We start from the raw sequence: 17,133 nt of genomic DNA on the forward strand, positions 1-17,133 counted from the left end.
TAGTCAAAGAATATGCAATCAAATCGACATTTTCCAGAAAGCGTTGATTTTAATGCAAAGTCACATTTTAAGAACCACTAGCCTTCACCATTGAGTAGTACGTGATCCTCAGCCAGCATCGCGACAGGCTCGTTGCCAAATCGCTTACTAGTCTTGCTCTCTGCCCTCTATCACCAATAAGCGCTGCTTGCGTTCTACACCACCCGCATAACCCGTCAGCTTGCCATTTTTGCCAATCACACGGTGACACGGCACAATCACAGAAACCGGATTTTTGCCATTCGCTAAGCCAACAGCACGAACGGCTTTCGGATTACCTATCGCATCAGCCAGTTGTGCATAGCTCCAAGTCTCTCCATAAGGAATGGTAGTCAGCGCCTGCCAAACCGACTGCTGAAATGGAGTGCCTTTGGCTGCGATCGGCACAGAAAATTGGATAGCTTCGCCTGAGAAATAGCAATTAAGCTGCTCGATCGCCACTACAAAGATTGGAAAGCTATCATCTTGAACGCCTAACTGTTCAGGCTTAGTGGTATGCGTTTCAAACCAAAGGCCGAGCAAGCCCTCATTGTTCGCCTGTAAAGTTACGGTTCCCAATGGGCTCTCATAATATGTAAAACGGTTAGCCATAATATCTCCTAGCCTGGTACTGCAAATGTTTGTGTATTGCAACAGTTTGTAGATTGCTCATGTTCGCGGGTTGCTTCTATTAAGACTGATTCCAGCAATGGAACGTGGCGTAGCTCCCCCAAGGTGAAACACTCTCTGTATTAATGGCAGGACGATACTCGATGAACTTCTTCACTACCAAATCACCAACCAACAAGTGGTTAGGCTCGCTTAACCCGCGAAGCAGCGCGTATTGAATTGTCCAAGGCCCAATGCCTTTTAGCTCAATCCATTTAGAAGGATGCTCAGTTTCATTGTCGACCATGTATTCGGCAAAACGCTTTAGGGTCTCTTTGCGGCTTCCCGGCATTCTTAAAAAGCTAACATCAGCCTCCGCTATCTGCTTAGGCGTTGGGAAATACGCTTTCTCGGATGCATCAGAAAGCTCTTTAACCAATAAGTTGAGCTGGCCAATCGCTGCGGTTACCGAGACTTGCTGCCCGAGGATCGCTCTCACTCCTGCTTCCCAAGGATTCCATACGCCGGGAATACGGATACCACTCTTGGCCACCAAGTTAGGATCGATAGTCTCAAAGAAGGCCTCGATTTTTGCAATATCGACATCAAGATCGAACATACGTCGAATATTCGCAATCAAGCTTCTCAATTGGCTTATATCATCCAACTCAAATTCAATATCCAAGCGATTTTCTTTGGCTAAAGTCGCCTTGAACCAACCCTTTGACCCGTTCACATTTACCGTGCGCTTATAATAATCTTCGCCAACGTCTTCTAAGCCCTCAATCATTCTTCGTCGATAGAAACCCAACAAGTAATTCCAATCTAAGGGTCCATTAAAACCAAGCTGAATATGATTCCCCAGAGTGTCACTCGGCTTCGCTCGCCTAATTTGGCTTGGCGAAAGCTGCAGCTCTTTTAGAAAGGCATCATTGAAGCGGCGCGTGCTATTAAAGCCACTTGCAAAGCCGACATCAGTAATACTCATGCTGCTGGTATGTAGCAACTGCTTGGCAAACATCAATTGGCTATAAAGACTGTACTGCTTGGGCGACACACCGATGTAATTATCGAATAAGGTTCGTAAGTAACGATCGGAAATACCTAACCGCGTTGCAAGGTCAACGATAGTTCCTGAATTCAGCGCGCCGTTATCAATCAACCGCATCGCACGTAAGAAAGTGGTTTCAACGCCCTTCCATGCTGGAGAAAAAGGCGCGCTGTCTGGTCGGCAACGCAAACATGGGCGATACCCCGCTTTCAATGCTTGAGCTTGATGGGAAAAATATTCGACATTTTCTTCTTTGGGTGGACTTGCTGGGCAAATCGGGCGACAAAAAATCCCTGTCGTTTTCACTGCCGTAAAAAACATACCATCAAAGCGAGCATCTCGCGCATATCGAGCCAAATGACACTGCTCACTGGTTAAGGTGCTGTTGTGATTGATCTTTTTCGACATGCTGTACTCTTCCCGTTTGCCATAGCGTTTGATCCGATAACTAAAAGTTTACCGTGAACCACCATTGTCGCTAGCCACTTTCGGAAGTGAAGGTTAGATAAATCACAAAAAAGGTTTTCTTTTTATTCAATTCGACTAAATTTAACCTTGAGAAGGCATTCTTCTCACAACGTCAACGATCGGTACTTAGCACGCCAAGATGCAGAGACCTATCGAATATAAAAAGGAAAAGGCTATGGTTCTACACACATGTCGTATTGTTTTATCAAATCAACAGGTTCTCACCAGTCGATCAGTCGAGCAATCTCTGAGCTTTCTTGAAGACAAAGCGGACAACGGGATTTCTATGATTGAGATTGACGCAACGGATGGCAATCAAATTCATTCATACATGTCACACTCTCTTGAAGAATCTATTGAGAATCTAATGAACCTATAGGGCTTTTTTTAAAAGGCTACACATACCAGGCTTAAACGGTTTTATCAGAATTAGAGGCTAATACCAATCGTAGTAAGTAACTGGTCACCCTAGCTCGTTAAAAACAAAAATGGCTCCCAACTATATAACTAGTTAGGAGCCATTTTTATTTAATCAACAAAGCACATTGAATACAGCAACTGCCGTTACTCAGGTGCTTGTTCAGCGGCTTGTTGCAACGTGTAAGCAGTCGATGGGTCAATTTCATTAACCAACTTCTCAACCTGCATGATCGCATCAACCGAGGTACTGCTTTTACGGTAGCTTAGGTAAATTGGGCGATACCAGTCTTCAACCCCTTTGACCTTGTATAGCTGACCCGAATCGATAAAAGGTTCGACTAGAGACACCGGAAGATACGCACTACCGCCTTTCTCTAAAATGAAATCGAGGGCAATACGCGCTGTAGAGGTACGAAGATAAGGTGCCGGAACTTTAGGGTGACGCTCTGCGTGTTCTGAACCGAAGCGCGTTCCCCAATCAACATACACATATTTATGTTGGAATACCGATTCCAGATCATCTTGCTGTGTTGATACCAACACCAAAACCAAATCAGCCACTTTTTTACAGTTCAGCTCTTCCGCTTTGATCTGATCGAACGCGAACGCCATATCTAAAGTTCGTTCTAACAAGTTTCGGTTCAGTTGCTCGCGCCCCATCACCTCTGCCATAAAGCCGTAACCACCAAAAGAGTCGGTCACCACACTTAAACAGTTTTGTAGATACGCATCCCAAATATTCGGCGTGCCACCCAGCGTTAACTGCAAGGCTTTACCACTCTCTAACGACAACTCAAATTTGGCTTGTTGTAGGGTGGACACCATCACTTCGGCATAACCAATCAAACGTTCACCGGAAGATGTGAGTTTGATGTTATTGCGATCACGAATGAAGAGTTGAGTATCAAAATAGCCTTCAAGCTGTTTGATCCGCGCACTCACCGCCGCTTGTGTTAAATACAAGTTTTCAGCTGCACGCCCAAAATGGCGCACCCTTGCAACCTCAAGAAAGGTTCTAAATACTTTCACATCCATCAAATACATCTCTGTAATAAATCTGCTAACTAGCCGATCTAGGATTGTTTATCGTAAAGGCAAAAACGTTTTGTTTCCTATTTTAGCCTTTTAACAATATTTTCGCGTGAGCAATAAACACTAATTTCTATCTAACCACATTACTGAGGCTGATATGTCTGAGACCGAATTCCGACACGGAAAAAAACGTTTTTATGACACCATTAAATTCCCACGAGGGTTCGCTAAGTCGGGTGATTTTACTCTTTCAGAAGAGGAAATCCTAACCTTGTTTGGTGATACTATGCTTGCACTTGAGACTGGTGAACTAGCACCAATCAATGCAGAAGAAAAACACTTCATTAAAGTGTTATCTCACCCTCATAAGGCAAAGTCCAAGTTAGAGCGTGTTTGGTTGAAGTACATTCAACTGGCTCGTGGACGCCGTCGCTTTCATACCCTAAACGGCTGCAAACGCGGCGAAGTGCCTAGGGAAGAATACGAAAGTGAGTTAGTGTTAGAAGATTAGTAAAACCGCTCAAAGTGATTCCTCATCACTTTGGGCTTTTTTTTGCCTTCAAAACACATTTCTTCATCATGACTGATAAGTTTAGCTAACCTGGACAATTTTACCAATATTTATATAAAATTCATGGTGATAGCATAAATACAACACAACTCAGGTTCGAGCACATGAGTATTCATCCCAATTAGATTTATTGTTCTCGTCCCACGCCTTTCTTTTATCACGAGAACTCCACATTGCCATCATTATTTTCTAACCTCAACTATACTTTCAAAGCTTGTTAATACGCCGAAGCATATCAATACCTCAATACTTATTAATACGTAGAAACCCCGTCCCTTTCAGGCGCTGAATTGGATCAATATTGCTCTATATGACAAACGTATTAATCTTGTTTAACGTAACTAAATATCCATACAATAATTGTGCAATTTTGAGAGTTCTAGTCACACATATGACGAAAAAAGCAAAAACTTGACCTAAAACAATAGCGGAACATGATAACTTATTTTATAATGCGAATTAATGTTTCAGAACACAATAAAATTTTATTTCTAGGGGCAAAATCAATGAGACTTATTCCATTAAGCAACAAAGCTAAAGTAGGTAAATGGGCTGCTCGTCATATCGCAGATTCTATTAACAAATTCGCGCCAACTGCTGAGCGTCCATTTGTACTAGGTCTTCCTACTGGTAGCACACCTCTAACTACTTACGCTGAGCTAATTGAACTTTACAAAGCTGGCGAAGTTAGCTTCAAGCACGTTGTAACATTCAACATGGATGAGTACGTTGGTATCGACCCTAACCACCCAGAGTCTTACCGCACATTCATGCACGAGAACTTCTTCAACCACGTTGATATTCAAGCAGAAAACATCAATCTGCTAGACGGTCAAGCTGAAGACATCGATGCTCACTGTGCAGCATACGAAGAGAAAATCCGTTCATACGGCAAAATCAACCTGTTCATGGGCGGCGTAGGCATCGACGGTCACATCGCATTCAACGAACCAGGTTCTTCTCTATCTTCACGCACTCGTATCAAAACGTTGACTGAAGACACTCGTATCGCGAACTCTCGTTTCTTCGATGGCGACATCAACCAAGTTCCTAAATACGCACTAACTATCGGTGTTGCTACTCTTCTAGATTCAGAAGAAGTAATGATCCTTTCTCTAGGCCACAACAAAGCTCAAGCACTTCAAATGGCTATCGAAGGTTCTGTAAACCACATGTGGACTGTTACAGCTCTACAGATGCACCGTAAAGCTATCATCGTTGCTGATGAGCCAGCTCAACAAGAGCTAAAAGTTAAGACTCTACGCTACTTCCAAGAGCTAGAAGCTGAAAACATCCAAGACCTATAATCTCAGGTTTTGTTGAGACAAAAAGCCACATTATGTGGCTTTTTTTGTACCTGAAATTCGCGGTCAAGGTACAAGACTATCCAACAATTAAAACAAAACGTGCAGATTGTAATCGACATCAGAATCGTCAATTCGTGTCATGCTTAGCTCGGAAGCAGTAGGGGGCTGGAGTTAATACAAAAAAGCGATTTCTCAAACTAGAGAAACCGCCATCATTTTAAGTTTTGGATTGAAACGAACGAATAGCTACAAGATATGTAGGATGCAAAACAAGATAAGATAAGATAAGCAAGACTATAAACTAGAGCTAAGAACTCAGAGCGTTATCTCTGCACAAGGTAGTGATAATGTCAGTGATAGCTAAAACGATCGTCGACTTCACTTTTTGATTATGTCGCCCCAAAAACATTTCAAGCATTGGACCAGACATGGTCTCCACCATCTCCGCATCATATTCGATTGGCATAATACGCTGAATCGCGTGTACCTTGTTGAGCTCAAATATCACATCAACTTCTGTGAAACTGGTGTCGTCACCCTGTATTTTCGCCCACTCTTTCAAGGTAACGAAAACCTCTAAATCGTCATAAAGCTCTTTACTGATGACACCAAGCCCTAATAGTAGCTTAGCGCGAATCATAATCTCGCCTAACGGGCCACCGCTGTTAAGAAGAGGTTCTACAACGAACTTAATTGCAGTGTCATCTTTCTTAAAGATATTCTTTAATACGGCATCTACCGTGTCATCCAATGCATCGTAAGCAGCCATTAGGCAGGCGCCAGCACTCTCAGCTTCTGATAGGGCTTCAAGTAATTCAGTTTCATGGCTAGTTTGTATTGGCATAACGGCTCGGCAATAAGAAAGTGCCACCGGGGTGGCACTTTGATGATTTATCATTTCAATGCTAGATAAGCTTGTTCCGCTAGTTTAACAACTTCTGAATCGATATTCAGCTCAGAATAATGCGCTAATGTCTCAGCAAAACCTTTTTCTGTGAACATTGCTTGAAGTTCAACCGCTTGTGGGTCGTCTTCATTCTTGTAATGAAATGCTGCAGCAATCGCTTTTACTAGGTGAGCGTTCGGAAGATCGTACTCTAATGTACCGTTCAATGGCTTAACTAAGCGGTCTTGTGGGCTCAGTTTACGAATAGGCTGACGGCCCACGCGGTCTACTTCATCACGCAGGAATGGGTTTGCAAAACGGCCAAGAATTTTCAAAATGTAAGCGGCATGTGCATCTCGATCAAAGCCGTAACGCTTGATCAGAACTTCACCACTCTCTTCCATTGTTGCTTTTACTTCAGAGTAGATCGATTGGTCTTCAATAGCATCTTTAATTGTCTCGTGACCAGCAAGTACACCCAGGTATGCTGTTACTAGGTGGCCTGTATTTAATGTGAACAGTTTACGCTCAACGAAAGCCATTAGGTTATCAGTGCATTCCATACCAGGGATGTTTGGAATATCACCTTTGAATTGTGTTTGGTCTACGATCCACTCGCTGAACGTTTCAACTGTTACTGCTAGTGGGTCTGTTTCGCCTGCTTCTGCTGGTGGTACGATACGGTCAACCGCTGAATCAACAAAGCCAATATGCGCTTCAGTGAACGCTTTCATTTCGTCAGAAAGGTGCTCTAAAACAGCAGCTTTAAGCTGGCTAGTACCACGAACCATGTTCTCTGCTGCGATGATGTTCATTGGCGCGGTGTTGTTTGCCGCTGCACGCTTTTCAATGCCTTGAGCAATAGACTTAGAGATAATTTTAAGAACCGTTGGACCAACCGCAGTGGTCACAATGTCAGACTCAGCAATGCAATCTACCACAGCGCTTGTCGCTGAGTTTACTGCCGTCACGTTCTTAACGATTTCAACAACACACTCTTCACCAACAATCTTCACTGGGTATTCTTGGCGTTCAATTAACGCATTAACAACCGTTTCATTTACGTCAGCAAAAGTAACCTTCATACCAGCGTCAGAAAGAAGTTTACCGATGAAGCCACGACCGATATTACCTGCACCAAAATGTAACGCTTTCATAATTTTGACCTTATAAATATTTGAATCTAGATAGCTAACTGCTCAACAACATGCCTTGACGATGTGCCCTAAAAGCATTAAGCAGTAAGCTATTCAGACTGAATCTTGTTAAGACAGATTTAGACCGAAAATGAGGCCAGTAGGGGGATACCGGCCTCCTTCACTTAGGAGCTTGACTAGAGCTTTTTAGTTTCCGTTGAGAATACGTAGAACATCAGCAGGGTTTGTTGTGTTCTGTAGGCATTCCACAGCGTCTTCATCATCAAGTGAATTGGTAATAGCCATCAGCACCATGTTGTGCTCATCGCCTTGTGCGGCAATACCGATAACCATCTTCGCGATATCGTCTTCATCTTCGCCCCACTGAATACCTTCAGGGTACTGACAGAAAACGATGCCGGTTTTTTGTACGTATTGCTTCGCTTCGATTGTTCCGTGTGGTACTGCGATAGACTCGCCAAGGTAAGTAGATACAAGCTCTTCACGAGCAAACATGCCATCTACGTACTCTGGAGATACATTGCCAAGTTTTACCAATTGGTCGCCAGCAAACTTGATTGCGTCTTCTTTCTGAGTCGCTTTAAGGCCAAGGAAGATGCTGTCATTAGTAAGTGCAAGCTTGTTGCCTTCTTGAGCTGGCGCTGCTGCAGGAGCCGGAGCTTCTACCTTCGCTTCACCACTTTGTGCTTCAACCAGTTCTGCTACTAGGTTGTCGTATACTGCGCCGTCTAAGAAGTTGTTAAGAGACATGTGCATTGCACCAGGAATGGTTTTGCGAGCACGGTCTGTTAGGTCTTTATGCGTAATAACAATTTGCGAATCAGCCGGTAGGTTGTTGATTGCGTAGTTGGTTACTTCAATATCTAGGCCAGCCGTTGCTACTTTCTTACGTAGTAGACCTGCACCCATAGCACTTGAACCCATACCCGCATCACACGCTACATAAACTGCTTTTACATCCGCCAGGTTTACGTTTGCTTCTGATGCTGCACCTTTTGAAGACGCTTTCATGCCTTTCATTTGTGCAGAAGCTTTTTCTAGAGAATCTTCTTCGTCATCTTGAGCTGAAGTCTTAAGTAGGATTGAAGCGACTACGAAAGATACTGCTGTTGCAGCGATAACAGAAAGAACAACACCAATGTAAGAGCCTTTTGGCGTCATCAGTAAGATTGCAAAGATAGAACCTGGTGATGCTGGAGAGATAAGACCAGAGTCGAACACTACGTTAGTGAATACACCAGCCATACCACCTGCGATTACCGCAAGGATTAGACGTGGGTTCATTAGAACGTAAGGGAAGTAAATTTCGTGGATACCACCTAAGAAGTGGATGATAGATGCACCAGCAGCAGATTGCTTTGCGCTACCTTTACCAAACACCATGTAAGCAAGTAGTAGACCTAGACCTGGACCTGGGTTCGCTTCGATTAGGAAGAAGATTGAACGGCCTATCTCTTCTGACTGCTGAATACCTAGAGGAGAGAAGATACCGTGGTTGATTGCGTTGTTTAGGAAAAGGATTTTCGCAGGTTCTACGAAGATAGAAGCAAGAGGTAGTGCACCCGCTTCAACCATTACGTTAACGCCAGCCGCTAAACCAGAAGATAGAACTTTAACTGCAGGGCCAATCACGATGAACGCGATGATCGCGCAGATCATGCCGATGATACCAGCGGAGAAGTTGTTCACTAGCATTTCGAAACCACTCTTCACTTTGCCGTGAACAGCTTCATCGAATTTCTTGATTGCGATACCACCTAGTGGACCCACAATCATTGCACCCATAAACATTGGGATATCAGTACCAACGATCACACCCATTGTTGTGATGGCACCGACTACCGCACCGCGGTCACCACCAACCATTTTACCACCGGTGTAACCAATCAATAATGGCAGTAGGTATGTAATCATAGGACCAACCATTGATGCTAACGTTTCGTTAGGCCACCAACCTGTTGGAATGAATAGTGCAGTAATGAAACCCCACGCAATAAATGCGCCGATGTTTGGCATTACCATATTGGATAAGAAACGACCAAAGTTTTGAACCTTGATCTTCGCTTCTGGTGATAACATAGGTAGAACCCCGTAGTGTATTGGTTGGTCAAATGACCGAAAGTGTGTGCTCAAAAGTTGATTGAAATGTATCACAACATTTCCAAAATGCACCTCAAGCCAATTTTCGTGATATCAGTCACGCGCGAAAAACACTTAGGGGTTACTGCAAACGACTTAGATCACAAAAACACCATGAATTAAAATTACAAAGCAAAATTAACGATAATAAATCTCATTCACATAAGATCTAGATCACACTTGAAGACTTGGCCATCAAAAATAATTAGCGATACAGATCACACTTAATAAAAGACACACCCTAAAAACTATAAGCCATGTATGAAAGAACGCCATTCTAAGTGTGTTTTCTATGCACCCGGATGAATTAAACCCATCATTTTGTAATTTAATTACAAAAACAAACTAAAGCCTATCTTTCAATATTCTGATTCTCCTAACGCCCAAACCTCAAAATACATGAACAATGAAGGAGCGAAATTGCGTAAAATAGTTGTGTTATTCTAGTTTGTAATTCCTACCCCAACATTATCCAGTATTCCAATAACGACTTAAGAGAAGACTATGTCAGACAAGATCTCCACATCGGCTCTCGCGAAACAGAGAGACATAGAAGCTAAAACTCTATTTAGTGACCTAAAAATGGCCGGCTATATCGTACGTTCACAAGAGCGTTGGGTACTGACTGAGCGAGGTGAAAGTTTTGGTGGAGAGTATGTGGAGCATAAAAAGTTTGGTGTCTTTATTGTCTGGCCGGAAAAACTGCTTATCGACTTAGATTCATTTTCTGGAAAAACACTAACCGCGACTCAACTGGGCAGTGCTTTTCAACTTAGCGCAAAGAAGATCAACTTACTGCTCAATGAGCTTGGTTGGATAACAAAAGAAGAAGATGGTTGGCACGTCACCTCTACAGGCTTAAAAGCCGGAGGTGAACAAAGAGAAGACAAAGCGACTCAAAACTTATTCGTCGTATGGCACGACTCGTTGGTTCGCAATAAACGTTTGAAGCAGTCTGTTGTTGAATTCCTAGGGCATGATGCTGAAAGCCACTCGACCGATGTGTCATTCTCCAGTTTTCGTCAGAAATTCGAGGCGAAGCACCGAAGCTTAGATGGGCATTATGTTCGTTCAAAGGGAGAACTGATCATCGATAACTGGCTTTATATGGCAGGAGTGGTTCATGCGTACGAGCGTCCGCTTCCGATATCAAAAGAAGTGATCAGCGATTTTTATCTACCAAGTGGCAAAGTGTACATCCAGTTCTGGGGAACCGATTCTGCGCCCATCGCCGAAGATAAACGTGAAACTACGAGAAAAATCTATGAAGAGCATGGTTTTGGCTTAATCGAAATCACGCCAGAAGATATTCCAAACCTAGACAGCGTACTTCCACCATTGTTGCGTCAATATGGTATCAAGGCGTACTAAACTACTGAATCTAGACATCCCCACATCCACTAAGATCACACTTATCGAATCATTATGGACATTATTAACCATAGTGATTTGATATGTTCGCTATTTTTCCCGAGTAACTCTTCTATTATCTTACACCCATCGACTTGAGCTACCGCAGATACTCGATTTATTGGGGCATGTTCGATAGCCATTTAAGCGTTCAGCCTTTTAGGGGCTGACTGTTCTAGAAACGACTTCTATAGAGATACAGCCTAAATGCGTTATCCGTTTATTGTTGACGTTACCGAACATAAAACCCTACAACATTTATTATTGATAGATATTAGGATTCAACATGACTCATCCAATCATTTCAGATCTAAACACTCGCTACACAGCTAAAAAATACGATGCAGAAAAGCGCATCTCTGCGGAAGACATGGAAGTAATCAAAGAAGCACTTCGTTTGTCAGCTTCTTCTATCAACTCTCAGCCTTGGAAATTCATCATCATTGAGAGTGACGCAGCAAAACAACGCTTCCACAATACTTTCGAAAACATGTTCCAGTTTAACCAACCACATGCGAAAGAAGCGTCACACACGATCCTGTTTGCTCACGATCCTAAATACACTAAAGAGAAATTCGCGAAGCGTGCAGATACAGAAGTTAGCTCTGGTCACCTACCCGCTGAAATGTACGAGCAATTCTTAGGTGCTTACGCATTCGCAGAAATGAACACAGATGAGACTGGTTTCAACGGAAACTGGACTAAGTCTCAAGTTTACATCGCACTAGGTAACATACTGCACACGCTAGCTCGTCTTGGCATCGCTTCAACACCGATGGAAGGTGTAGACGCAGCTATGATCGGCGAAGAGTTTGCTGACGAACTAGAAGGCCACGTTGTTGATGTTGCACTGGCTATCGGCTACCACAAAGACGGCGAAGACTACAACCACGGTAAACCAAAAGCGCGCCTAGCTCTTGATGAAGTCGTTACCACGCTATAACAGTTACCGCGCTATAATAGGCACAACGCTGTAATAGCTGAAACAAACAAATCGCACTGCTTTACTTGGCCAGACTCTCGTCTGGCCTTTTTTTTGTATCTGTTATTTATCCAAACCACTATCAACCTAAAATGTTAAAATGACTCGACAAGCTCATTTTAACATGAAAACACAACAAGTCATTAAGACACAACTGAAAGCCCAAAAAGCAAACAAATACAACTAAAACAATAAGTTAAAAACATGGCACAACTAGTGCAATGAGAGCCTTAGATATTTCAATAAGGTATTATCATTATGACTATTCACGTTAAATCAAATGTTCATTGGGTCGGCGTCCACGATTGGGAAACCGAACACTTCCACGGTAAGGAATACCATATGAACAAAGGTACGAGTTATAACTCGTACCTGATCCGTGAAGAGAAGACAGTGCTTGTCGATACTGTCGATCATCGCTTTACTGAGCAATTCCTTGCAAACCTAGAGATGGAAATCGATATCAACGAGATCGACTACATCATTTGTCAGCACGCTGAAGAAGACCACTCAGGCGCGCTGTCTGCGCTGCTTGCTAAAATCCCGAACACGCCGGTTTATTGTACTGAAGCTGGAGTGACCTCCATTGTTGGCCATCACCACCAACCAGACTGGAATTTCAGAACCGTCAAAACCGGTGACACCCTTGATGTGGGTAACGGCAAGCAACTTATCTTCGTTGAGATGAAAATGCTGCACTGGCCAGATTCAATGGCGACTTACTTAACTGGTGATGAGATCCTGTTTAGTAACGACGCTTTCGGCCAACACTACTGCGACGAAAACCTATTCAATGACCAACTAGACCAAGTCGAGCTGCATGAACAATGTCTGCGTTACTTCTCGAACATCCTGACACCGTTTGCGCCGCTGGTTAAAGCAAAGATTGAAGAAGTGCTGAGCTTAGGCGTGCCAATCGATGTTATTGCTACTTCTCACGGCTGTATTTGGCGCGACAACGCGACCCAAATCGTTGAGCAATATTACGAGTGGTCGAAGGCCTACAAAGAAGATCGCATCACCATTGTCTACGACACCATGTCGAACAACACTCGCATGATGGCTGATGCGATCGCTAAAGGTATCCGCAAAGGCAGCCCAGAAACGGCGATCAAGGTGTTCAATATTTCTAAGCACGACAAGAATGACATCCTTGCCAATATCTTCCGCTCAAAGGGTGTGCTTGTTGGTTCATCGACCATGAACAACGTGATGATGCCGCAAATCGCCGCGCTACTTGAAGAAATACACGGCCTGCGCTTTGCAGGAAAAAGAGCCGCAGCATTTGGTTCTTCAGGTTGGACTGGCGGCGCAGTAAAACGCATCGACTCTCGCTTACGTGAAGCCAACTTCGAGGTTAGCGCACCTCAGCACATCCACTGGAAACCAGATACAGACGCACTTCGTCAATGTATTGATTACGGGATGACACTGGCCGAGGTTTGGCGCACCGATGAAACCGAGGTTAGCCAACCTAAGCAAGTGGAGCGCAACGTTCAACGCATCGAATCAGCACCGACAAGCACCACAACAGAGCTAAAGGACACAGCAGAACTGAACCTAGAACAAACGCAAGTTAAGCCTATACATAGTGCAGATTGCACGTGCTGGCGTTGCACTGTGTGTGAATGGGTGTACGACCCAAAACTAGGCGAACCGTACCAAGGTGTTGAACCGGGAACACCATGGGCACAAGTGCCGGATGATTTCCTTTGCCCAGAATGCCATTTAGGCAAAGAAGTGTTTGTGGAGAAGTAACATGTCGAACATTGTGATTGTGGGTGGTGGTTTCGCCGCCCTACAAACCATAAAGATAGTACGGAAAATTGACCAAGATATCGCGATTACCATGATCACGGCAGATGCAGGGGTTGAGTACAGTAAGCCGAATCTTTCACACGCATTCAGCCAGGCTCAAACACCACAATCGTTAGCCGTTAATAACGCTCAGCAATTGGCTGAGCAGTACAACATGGTCATCAAAACCAAGGCTATAGTCAATGAAATCGATACCAAGCAGCAGTGTATTCATGTTGATGGGCAAATCATCCACTATTCAAAGTTGGTATTAGCAACGGGCGCGACACCTTTCATACCACCAGCAGAAGGGCTTAAACGCAGCGAGACCATTACGTTAAATAGTTTGGAAGAGTTCGAGAAACACAAAGCTCAGATCGATGACGCCCAACGTATCACTGTGATTGGTGGAGGCTTGATTGGGGTCGAGCTCGCATTCGATCTTCAAACTGCGGGCAAAGATGTCACGATTATCGAACCCGCAAGTTACCTATTGAATAGCCTTGTGCCGCCTTTCGTTTCACTTGAGTTAGAAAGGGAGCTGACAAAAGCAGGGGTTACCGTCGAAACCGACTCTGCGATTTGTCGAGCGACTTATCTTCATGATGGAGTCAGGCTACAAACTACCGCATCTCGATTAATACGAGCAGATATCGTGATTGCCGCAGCAGGGTTAAGGCCAAATACGGCTTTAGCCACGCAAGCGGGAATTGAGGTCAACAGAGGTATTGTGGTCGATGACACCCTGAAAACCAGTGCCAACAATGTGTATGCGATTGGTGATTGCGCTGAAATTGAAGGTCGTGTGATGGCCTATTTGCAGCCAGCAATCTTGTCGGCAAACGTGTTGGCGAAGCAGCTGACTATGGATAAAGGAGAGAGCAAAGTAGGCGAAGCAAAGCTCAGCTTACCTCATATGATCACCAAGGTGAAAACACCGAGTTATCCTATTCAGCTTGCAGGGCGCGATATTCACACTGCTCAGAGCTGGGAAACTCGATTCGATCCTAAAGGTATAGTCGCCAAAGGCTTCAATGAAGATAACCAGTTGGTTGGGTTCATTGTCACAGGAGAGCACATCAAAGCCGCATTTCCTTTGCTAAAGGAGTTGCAAATAAGTTCACCATCATAAGTACAAAGGTGTAAAAGCAGTCGACGCATTATATCGGTCGACTGTACTCAACACAAAAATGCATCAAATTCGGGAAAATTTGATGCTTATACTAGAGCAACTCTAGTATAAGCAAGCAATAAAAAAGCCAGTCAACAGACTGGCTTTCTTGTATTCATCTTAGTGCGATGAGCTTATCGCACTTAAACAAAAGCGAACTTTAACCGATAAACGAGATGTAACCTTGAAGGATAATCAGGTTAACGATATCGATAAAGAAAGCACCAACAATTGGTACAACCATGAAGGCTTGTGGCGACGGACCGAATCTGTTCACCAAAGAACCCATGTTCATTACTGCCGTTGGTGTTGCACCTAGGCCGAAACCACAGTGACCACCCGCCATAACCGCTGCGTCGTAGTTAGAACCCATTACTTTGAATGTCACAAAGTAAGAGAAAATACCTAGTACAACCGCCTGAACTGCAAGGATAGCCAAGAACGGAATCGCCAGGTCAAAGATGTTCCAAAGCTTAAGGCTCATTAGCGCCATTGCTAGGAACAGTGACAATGACACCGTACCAAGAATATCGACCGTTTCGCTGTCAGTCTTATGCAGCTTAGTCACTTCAAACACGTTAGTGATGAACACACCGATAAACAACGCGTAAACGAAGTCAGGAATCATCAACCAAGAAATTTCAAAAGTCGCCACCCACTGCTCTAGGTACTTCGCACCCGTGATACAGATAAGAAGGATGAACAACACTTCAATCACCTTCTTCGCCGTCACTTTGTCTTCTTCATACTCGTTGTAAGTAACCAGTTCAGGGAAGCGTTCGTGCGTTTGCGTGCCAGTGCCGTACTCAGATTCAAGCTGGTTTTTATCAATCAGCTTTTGCGCCACTGGGCTACCGATAATACCACCGATGATCAAACCAAAGGTCGCTGAAGCCATTGCGATTTCTAGCGTATTTGCAATGCCAAACGTATCTGCAAAAGTTTGCGACCAAGCCGCGCCTGTACCGTGGCCACCCGAAAGCGTGATAGAGCCAGCAATCAAACCCATCAAGGGTTCAAGGCCTAGTGCCGTTGCTAAGGTTACGCCTACACCGTTTTGGATAATGATGTAAACCGAAGCCACCCCTAAAAATAGGAAGACTTTGGCACCACCTTTCATCAGCTGCGTGTAGTTAGCCGCAAGGCCGACCGTTGCAAAGAACATCAACATGAAGGTGTTCTGCAAGGGCAAAGAAAACTCAAGATCAAGGCCGTTAAAGTGCAGGGCTGTAATAGCAAAAGCGACAATCAAGCCGCCGACAATGGGCTCTGGAATGTTGTACTTTTTGAGAACCGGAAGCTTTGCATTGACGAAATGACCTAGAAACAAAACACTAATCGCGATTAGGAAGGATTCTAGTGGTCCAATTGAAATTAATTGATTCATATAACCTCTATTTTTTTACGTTCTCATCTTCCTTAATGAGTCTAGTTTTATTTGTAATTATCGGTGCTGCTCTACCTATATTTATGCAAACTGGAGAGAAATTGTAGATTCGAAAAGCGAACACATTACTGCGATCACTTAGTGCCATGTTAGTAGCACGTTAACTTTTATAGGAGATAAAAGGATTTGTGACAACAATCACCTCCAAAAAGTTAAAAACGGCGTGAGTATTTTTGCCGTTGATTCTGCTTTTTTAATACCTAAAAAAGCAAAAAGGAGCTATTGCTAGCTCCTTTTTCATTACCATCGCTGGTAATTAGAATTTTTTCGGTGCGTAACCAGTCATAACCTCAATGCGAAGCTCTTTACCGATCTTTGTCATTGGGTGAACAATTACAAGCCCTTTTACAGACTTCTTAAGTTTGCCCATATCCGCTTGCTCAGCCTTAGTAATCTCGCGGCTAAATGGCATATCAATCAGAGATTTACGCTCTTGATTCACATCGTAGCTTTCTTTGTGTTTAAGCTGGGCAATTTTCTTAGTTAGCTTCTTAATCTCTTCCTCGAATTGACGAACAACAGGACGATCATTACGAGTTTTAGCAGCATCTAACTTGTGGCGACACTTGTCTAGACGGTTGTTAATTTGTTGAAGTTCGTTTTTAACACTCATAATAATTTCCTAAGATTTAACAAGCCAATTCGGATTGGGGCGCGGAGTATAGCAC

At 43.7% G+C, this 17,133-nt stretch carries 15 protein-coding genes; 7 read left to right on the forward strand and 8 right to left on the reverse strand.

Annotation, left to right across the window (positions count from 1 at the left end; all coding sequences use genetic code 11):
* Positions 1-147: 147 nt before the first annotated feature.
* Both ATB74_RS00795 and ATB74_RS00800 read right to left on the reverse strand, forming a co-directional pair.
* Positions 148-630, reverse strand: a complete 483-nt coding sequence (locus ATB74_RS00795; protein WP_061015829.1) for a methylated-DNA--[protein]-cysteine S-methyltransferase — start codon at positions 628-630, stop codon at positions 148-150.
* A 79-nt stretch (positions 631-709) separates the two neighbouring features.
* Positions 710-2,086, reverse strand: coding sequence for an AlkA N-terminal domain-containing protein (locus ATB74_RS00800; RefSeq protein WP_061015831.1), 1,377 nt, complete (start codon positions 2,084-2,086; stop codon positions 710-712).
* 235 nt (positions 2,087-2,321) lie between these two features.
* Between ATB74_RS00800 and ATB74_RS00805 the strand changes: the two genes are divergently transcribed.
* Positions 2,322-2,525 (forward strand): hypothetical protein, encoded by a 204-nt coding sequence (locus tag ATB74_RS00805; RefSeq protein WP_061015833.1) that lies wholly within the window; start codon positions 2,322-2,324, stop codon positions 2,523-2,525.
* A 185-nt stretch (positions 2,526-2,710) separates the two neighbouring features.
* On the opposite strand, the gene ATB74_RS00810 is transcribed toward ATB74_RS00805, so the two are convergent.
* Positions 2,711-3,601 carry a LysR family transcriptional regulator gene (locus tag ATB74_RS00810; RefSeq protein ID WP_060980894.1) on the reverse strand — a complete coding sequence of 297 codons (891 nt, stop codon included), beginning with the start codon at positions 3,599-3,601 and terminating at the stop codon, positions 2,711-2,713.
* A gap of 154 nt (positions 3,602-3,755) precedes the next feature.
* On the opposite strand from ATB74_RS00810, the gene ATB74_RS00815 reads away from it, so the two are divergent.
* Positions 3,756-4,109 (forward strand): DUF413 domain-containing protein, encoded by a 354-nt coding sequence (locus tag ATB74_RS00815; protein WP_019819999.1) that lies wholly within the window; start codon positions 3,756-3,758, stop codon positions 4,107-4,109.
* A gap of 566 nt (positions 4,110-4,675) precedes the next feature.
* Positions 4,676-5,476 carry a glucosamine-6-phosphate deaminase gene (nagB, locus tag ATB74_RS00820; protein ID WP_008216780.1) on the forward strand — a complete coding sequence of 267 codons (801 nt, stop codon included), beginning with the start codon at positions 4,676-4,678 and terminating at the stop codon, positions 5,474-5,476.
* A 307-nt stretch (positions 5,477-5,783) separates the two neighbouring features.
* On the opposite strand, the gene ATB74_RS00825 is transcribed toward nagB, so the two are convergent.
* The 3 genes from ATB74_RS00825 to ATB74_RS00835 form a co-directional block, all read right to left on the reverse strand.
* A complete protein-coding gene (locus ATB74_RS00825; protein WP_208989042.1) occupies positions 5,784-6,320 on the reverse strand; it encodes an MltR family transcriptional regulator in 537 nt (178 codons plus the stop codon).
* A gap of 50 nt (positions 6,321-6,370) precedes the next feature.
* Complete coding sequence (locus tag ATB74_RS00830) at positions 6,371-7,519, reverse strand: mannitol-1-phosphate 5-dehydrogenase (protein WP_061015836.1); 1,149 nt, start codon at positions 7,517-7,519, stop codon at positions 6,371-6,373.
* Positions 7,520-7,705: 186 nt separating this feature from the next.
* Positions 7,706-9,598, reverse strand: a complete 1,893-nt coding sequence (locus tag ATB74_RS00835; protein WP_061015838.1) for a PTS mannitol transporter subunit IICBA — start codon at positions 9,596-9,598, stop codon at positions 7,706-7,708.
* A gap of 564 nt (positions 9,599-10,162) precedes the next feature.
* On the opposite strand from ATB74_RS00835, the gene ATB74_RS00840 reads away from it, so the two are divergent.
* The 4 genes from ATB74_RS00840 (at position 10,163) to norW (ending at position 14,979) form a co-directional block, all read left to right on the forward strand.
* A complete protein-coding gene (locus ATB74_RS00840) occupies positions 10,163-11,029 on the forward strand; it encodes a hypothetical protein (RefSeq protein WP_060980890.1) in 867 nt (288 codons plus the stop codon).
* Positions 11,030-11,354: 325 nt separating this feature from the next.
* Complete coding sequence (locus ATB74_RS00845) at positions 11,355-12,011, forward strand: NAD(P)H-dependent oxidoreductase (RefSeq protein ID WP_060980889.1); 657 nt, start codon at positions 11,355-11,357, stop codon at positions 12,009-12,011.
* Positions 12,012-12,308: 297 nt separating this feature from the next.
* Positions 12,309-13,808, forward strand: coding sequence for an anaerobic nitric oxide reductase flavorubredoxin (norV, locus tag ATB74_RS00850; RefSeq protein ID WP_061015840.1), 1,500 nt, complete (start codon positions 12,309-12,311; stop codon positions 13,806-13,808).
* A gap of 1 nt (position 13,809) precedes the next feature.
* Positions 13,810-14,979 (forward strand): NADH:flavorubredoxin reductase NorW, encoded by a 1,170-nt coding sequence (gene norW / locus ATB74_RS00855; protein WP_061015842.1) that lies wholly within the window; start codon positions 13,810-13,812, stop codon positions 14,977-14,979.
* Positions 14,980-15,178: 199 nt separating this feature from the next.
* Here norW and gltS read toward each other — a convergent pair whose 3' ends face one another.
* Positions 15,179-16,405 (reverse strand): sodium/glutamate symporter, encoded by a 1,227-nt coding sequence (gene gltS, locus ATB74_RS00860; protein ID WP_048660602.1) that lies wholly within the window; start codon positions 16,403-16,405, stop codon positions 15,179-15,181.
* Positions 16,406-16,721: 316 nt separating this feature from the next.
* Complete coding sequence (locus tag ATB74_RS00865; protein ID WP_060980886.1) at positions 16,722-17,078, reverse strand: YibL family ribosome-associated protein; 357 nt, start codon at positions 17,076-17,078, stop codon at positions 16,722-16,724.
* Positions 17,079-17,133: the final 55 nt, after the last annotated feature.

The organism is Vibrio splendidus, assembly GCF_001557875.1.
Taxonomy (GTDB): domain Bacteria; phylum Pseudomonadota; class Gammaproteobacteria; order Enterobacterales; family Vibrionaceae; genus Vibrio; species Vibrio splendidus_F.

Bases quoted from the DNA above. Each gene is read 5' to 3' on its own strand.
- ATB74_RS00795 (WP_061015829.1), bottom strand. From the start codon at position 630: ATGGCTAACCGTTTTACATATTATGAGAGCCCATTGGGAACCGTAACT.
- ATB74_RS00800 (WP_061015831.1), bottom strand. From the start codon at position 2,086: ATGTCGAAAAAGATCAATCACAACAGCACCTTAACCAGTGAGCAGTGT.
- ATB74_RS00805 (WP_061015833.1), top strand. From the start codon at position 2,322: ATGGTTCTACACACATGTCGTATTGTTTTATCAAATCAACAGGTTCTC.
- ATB74_RS00810 (WP_060980894.1), bottom strand. From the start codon at position 3,601: ATGGATGTGAAAGTATTTAGAACCTTTCTTGAGGTTGCAAGGGTGCGC.
- ATB74_RS00815 (WP_019819999.1), top strand. From the start codon at position 3,756: ATGTCTGAGACCGAATTCCGACACGGAAAAAAACGTTTTTATGACACC.
- nagB (WP_008216780.1), top strand. From the start codon at position 4,676: ATGAGACTTATTCCATTAAGCAACAAAGCTAAAGTAGGTAAATGGGCT.
- ATB74_RS00825 (WP_208989042.1), bottom strand. From the start codon at position 6,320: ATGCCAATACAAACTAGCCATGAAACTGAATTACTTGAAGCCCTATCA.
- ATB74_RS00830 (WP_061015836.1), bottom strand. From the start codon at position 7,519: ATGAAAGCGTTACATTTTGGTGCAGGTAATATCGGTCGTGGCTTCATC.
- ATB74_RS00835 (WP_061015838.1), bottom strand. From the start codon at position 9,598: ATGTTATCACCAGAAGCGAAGATCAAGGTTCAAAACTTTGGTCGTTTC.
- ATB74_RS00840 (WP_060980890.1), top strand. From the start codon at position 10,163: ATGTCAGACAAGATCTCCACATCGGCTCTCGCGAAACAGAGAGACATA.
- ATB74_RS00845 (WP_060980889.1), top strand. From the start codon at position 11,355: ATGACTCATCCAATCATTTCAGATCTAAACACTCGCTACACAGCTAAA.
- norV (WP_061015840.1), top strand. From the start codon at position 12,309: ATGACTATTCACGTTAAATCAAATGTTCATTGGGTCGGCGTCCACGAT.
- norW (WP_061015842.1), top strand. From the start codon at position 13,810: ATGTCGAACATTGTGATTGTGGGTGGTGGTTTCGCCGCCCTACAAACC.
- gltS (WP_048660602.1), bottom strand. From the start codon at position 16,405: ATGAATCAATTAATTTCAATTGGACCACTAGAATCCTTCCTAATCGCG.
- ATB74_RS00865 (WP_060980886.1), bottom strand. From the start codon at position 17,078: ATGAGTGTTAAAAACGAACTTCAACAAATTAACAACCGTCTAGACAAG.